This is a genomic window from Bradyrhizobium sp. (genome assembly GCF_019242285.1).
Lineage (GTDB): Bacteria > Pseudomonadota > Alphaproteobacteria > Rhizobiales > Xanthobacteraceae > Bradyrhizobium.
Genome location: NZ_JAFAVV010000034.1, coordinates 1 through 4,666 on the forward strand (window position 1 = coordinate 1; position 4,666 = coordinate 4,666).

At 64.4% G+C, this 4,666-nt stretch carries 2 protein-coding genes and 1 pseudogene; all 3 read right to left on the minus strand.

From position 1 onward, the window contains the following. Positions 1–2,978 (minus strand): efflux RND transporter permease subunit (locus tag JOY90_RS01655; protein WP_291689436.1); only part of this gene is annotated, 2,978 nt, incomplete at its 3' end. A 278-nt stretch (positions 2,979–3,256) separates the two neighbouring features. Continuing rightward, complete coding sequence (locus JOY90_RS01660) at positions 3,257–4,450, minus strand: efflux RND transporter periplasmic adaptor subunit (protein WP_291689437.1); 1,194 nt, start codon at positions 4,448–4,450, stop codon at positions 3,257–3,259. 1 nt (position 4,451) lies between these two features. After that, positions 4,452–4,666 (minus strand): annotated as a pseudogene (locus JOY90_RS01665) (TetR family transcriptional regulator); the annotation flags it as partial.

Consider the following 4,666-nt stretch of genomic DNA (forward strand, 5'->3'; position numbering starts at 1 on the left):
AACAGCGTGAACAGCGTGCCGATCGACATGCCCGCGACGACCACGAGGCCGATTGAGAAGCGGCTCGCCGCACCTGCGCCTGATGCGGTCAACAGCGGGATCAGGCCGGTCACCATCGCCGCCGTCGTCATCAGGATCGGCCGCAGCCGGATACGGGCGGCCATCTCGATCGCGGAGCGGCGGTCGAGTCCCTCGTTGAGCTGCAGCTCGTTGGCGAACTCCACCATCAGGATGCCGTGCTTGGTGATCAGGCCGACCAGCGTCAACAGCCCGACCTGGGTGTAGATGTTCATGGTGGCGACGCCGAAGAACAGCGGGATCAGCGCCCCGACGATCGCCATCGGCACCGAGATCATGATCACCAGCGGGTCGCGCAGGCTCTCGAACTGCGCCGCCAGCACCAGGAAGATGATGATCAGCGCGAAGCCGAAGGTGATGGCGAGCTGGTTGCCCTCCTGCACATATTGCCGGGAGTCGGCGAGGTAATCGTGGCTGAAGCCGGCCGGCAGCTTCTTGGCCTCGCTTTCGAGAAAGTCGACCGCCTGCCCGACCGTCACGCCCGGCATCGGCACCGCCGAGAAGGTCGCGGAGTTGAGCTGGTTATAGTGGGTCAGCGCATTCGGATCGGTGGTGGTCTCGACCGACACCAGGGTCGACAGCGGGACCTGCTGGCCCGTGTTGGTCGCCACATAGTAGCCGCCCAGCGACTCCGGCGAGAGCCGCTTGTCGCGCGGCACCTGCGGGATCACCTGGTAGGAACGGCCCTCCAGGTTGAAGCGGTTGATATAGTTGCCGCCGAGCAGCACCGCGAGCGTGCTGCCGAGGTTCTGCATGTTGACGCCGAGGTCCTGGGCCTTGGTGCGGTCGATCGTCACCTTCACGTTCGGCTGGTTGAACGCGAGATCGCTGTCGGAGACGATGAACAGCCCGCTCTTGCGGGCGCCATCCTTCAGCTTCTCCATCTGCTCATAGACGGTCTGGAAGCCCGCGGTCGAGTTGATCACCATCTGCACCGGCAGGCCGCCGGGGCCGCCCGGCAGCGGCGGCAGGTTGAAGGCGAACGCCTGGACACCTTCGATCTTGGAGAGCTCCGCCTGCACCAGCGGCTTCAGCTTGATCGAGGAGCGCGTGCGCTCGTCCCACGCGGTCAGCAGCATGCCGGCGATGCCGTTCTGCGGGCCGTTGATGCCGTTCAGCGCGAAGCGCAGATCGGTCTCGGGGAACTTCCGGAACGCCTTGTCGAGCTTCTCGCCGTAGAAATCGAGGTAGTCGATGTTGGCGTATTTGGGCGCCTTGGTCACCGCGAACACGATGCCCTGATCCTCCTCAGGTGCGAGTTCGCTCGCCGTGTGCAGCCACAGAAATCCGACGAGACCGAGCATCGTCACCGCGAACAGCATCGTGACAGGGCGATAGTCGAGCGAGCGGTCGAGCCTGCGGCCGTACCAGCGCGTCATCGCGCCGAACACCCTGTTCACGAGCCTCGCAAACCGCCCGTCGTCGGCGCTCTTCAGGAACACCGAGCACATCATCGGCGACAGCGTCAGCGCGATCACGCCGGACACGATCACCGAGCCGGCAAGCGTGAAGGCGAACTCGCGGAACAGCGATCCGGTCAGGCCGCCGAGGAAGCCGATCGGCGCATAGACCGCCGCCAGCGTGATCGTCATCGAGATCACCGGCCCGACGATTTCCCGCGCGCCCTTGAGCGAGGCCTGGACCGGCGGCAGCCCCTCCTCCAGATGGCGATGGATGTTCTCGACTACGACGATGGCGTCGTCGACCACGAGCCCGATCGCCAGCACCATGGCGAGCAGCGTCAGAAGGTTGAAGGAAAAGCCCATGGCCAGCATCAGCGAGCAGACGCCGACCAGCGACAACGGGATAGTGACGACGGGAATGATGACCGAGCGGAACGACGCCAGGAACAGGAAGATCACCACGACGACGATCAGCACCGCCTCGCCCAGCGTCTTCTCGACCTCATTGATCGAGGACTGGATGAACTTGGTGGAATCATACGCCACCTTCATCTTCATCGAGGGCGGCAGGTTGCGCTCGAGCTCCGGGAACAGCGCGCGCACCCCTCTGACCAAGGTCAGCGGGTTGCCCTGCGGGGTCGCCTGCACGCCGATGAAGATGGCGTGCTCGCCGTTGAAGGCGACGCTGGCATCGGTGCTCTGCGCCGCGAGCTCGACGGTGGCGATGTCCTCCATCCGCACGAAGCCGCCGTCCTTGGCCTTGACGATCATCTTCTTGAACTGGTTGACGTCGGTGAGACCCGTGTTGGTCGAGACGTTCGAGACGATCAGGTAACCCTTGGTCTGGCCCGCCGCGGACTGGAAGTTGTTGGCGGTGATGGCCGCGGACACATCGGCCGGCGACACGTTGCGGCCGGCCATCTTCACCGGGTCGAGCCACAATCGCATCGCGAAGGTCTGGCCGCCCAGGATGTCGGCCGAGGCGACGCCGTCGACGGTCGACAGCACCGGCTGCACCACGCGCGTCAGGTAATCCGAGATCGCCGAGCCCGACAGCTCCTCGGACGAGAAGCCGAGATACATCACCGCCGTGGTCTGGCCGGTGGTCTTGGTGACGATCGGGTCGTTCGATTCCTTCGGAATGAGATATTTGACCGAGTTGACCTTGGCGAGCACCTCGGTCAACGCTTGGTTGGGATCGAAATTGAGCTTGATGTAGACCTGGATGGTCGAGGTGCCGAGCACCGAGGACGAGGTGATGTAGTCGACGCCCTCGGCGGAAGCGACCGCCTGCTCGATCGGCGTGGTGATGAAGCCCTGGATCAGGTCGGCGGAGGCGCCGGGATAGACCGTGGTGACGTTGACCACCGTGTTGGACAATTTCGGATATTGCCGGATCGGCATCACGCCGCCGGCCCGCAGGCCGATCAGCAGGATCAGCAGGCTGACCACGACGGACAGCACCGGCCGCTTGATGAAGATATCGGTGAAGACCATCGTGACTATCCGGCGACTAGAGTAACATGATCTCGGGTTGAGAGGCTTGTCTCTTCTCCCTCTCCCGTCCTTACGGAGAGAGGGCCGCGGTGAGGGGCTCTCTCCGCGAATTCACTGCGGGATCGCGCTCGCGGAAGCTCCCCCTCACCCGAAATTCAAGCTGCGCTTGAATTTCGACCTCTCCCCGCATCCGCCTTCGCCCGAAGGCGGGCTTCGGCGGACAAGCGCGGGGCGAGGTTAACCCGGAGTCGCTCTCCCTGCGGAACGCAATCATAGTTTCAGTAACGCGGCGGCTGCGCTGGGATCGGCGGCGTCGGATCGGTCGAGATCGCGACCGCCGCGCCCGATTGCAGCTTGAGCTGGCCGACCGCGACCACGCGGTCGCCGGGCTGCACACCTTTCAGGATTTCGGCGCGGCCTTCGATGCGGTTGCCGGTCTGCACGAAGGTGCGGGTCGCGGTCAGGCTGGACTTGCCGTCGTCGGTCTTCTTCTCGGTGATGACGAACACCGAGTCGCCATAGAGCGTGTAGTCGACAGCGGTCTCGGGAACGGTGATCACCGGCGGCTTGTCCGGCAGCACCACGGTGGTGGTCGCGAACATGCCGGGCTTCAGGATGTGATCGGGGTTGGAGATCGTCGCCTGCACCCGGATGTTGCGGGTGTCGGTCGCGACCTGCGGTTCGATGGTGGTGATCTTGCCGTCGAAGGTCTTGCCCGGATAGGCGTCGACCTTCAGGCGGACGGTCTGGCCGACCTTCAATTGCCCGCTGTCCTTCTCGGTCACGGTGAAGTTGTCATAGAGTTCCGACAGATCGGTCAGCGACACGATCGCGCTGCCGGCGGTCAGGAACTCTCCGAGCTCGACATGACGCACACCGAGCTCGCCGTCGAATGGTGCACGGATCAGCTTCTGCGAGATGATGGCCTCGGTCTTGGCGATCCCGGCATTGGCCTGGTCGTAGGCCGCCTGCGCCTGGTCGACGGTCGCCTGCGGGCCGAACTGGCGCGCGGCCAGTTGCTTGGCACGGTCGAGCGAGAGCTGGGCGACGACGCTCTGCGCCTTGAAGTTGGCGCGGTCGCCCTGCTCCGGCGCGTCGAACAATTGCAGCAGCGGCGTGCCCGCGGCGACATGGGTGCCCGCCTCGAACTTGATCTCGGTGACGCGGCCGGAGACGTCCGAGGTCACGTTGACCTGATGCACGGCGGCGAGATCGCCGACCGCGGTCAACAGGTTCGGAACGATTTCGGACCTGGCCTCGGCCACGCTCACCGACACCGGCGGCGGCTTGTTGTTGGCGAAGAACTGCGCGATCATCTTGCCGCGGAAATAGTTGAACCAGACCAGCCCGCCGACCAGCAGAGCCAGCAGCAGCCCGACGATGAAGAACCAGAGCACCGGCCTCGCCCGGCGCTTGGGCGCCTTCTCGTCGTAGGGCTTGCCTGCAATGTTGGGTTCGGTGGCGATGTTCATGTCATGCACTTTCTGCAGCTTCCGTCGGCGGCGACTGCGTCAATTCGCTGCCCCAATGGGTGGTAATTGCGGCCTCGTTAAGTCCGATGCCGCGCAGGAGGAATTCGCCGAGCTGGCGGGCGAGATCATTGGCGTTGCCGTAGGCAAGGCAGGGAATCGGCGGCAATCGTGTCAGTGCCGCCATCACGACGGTATGATGGGCGAACCAGAACAGGT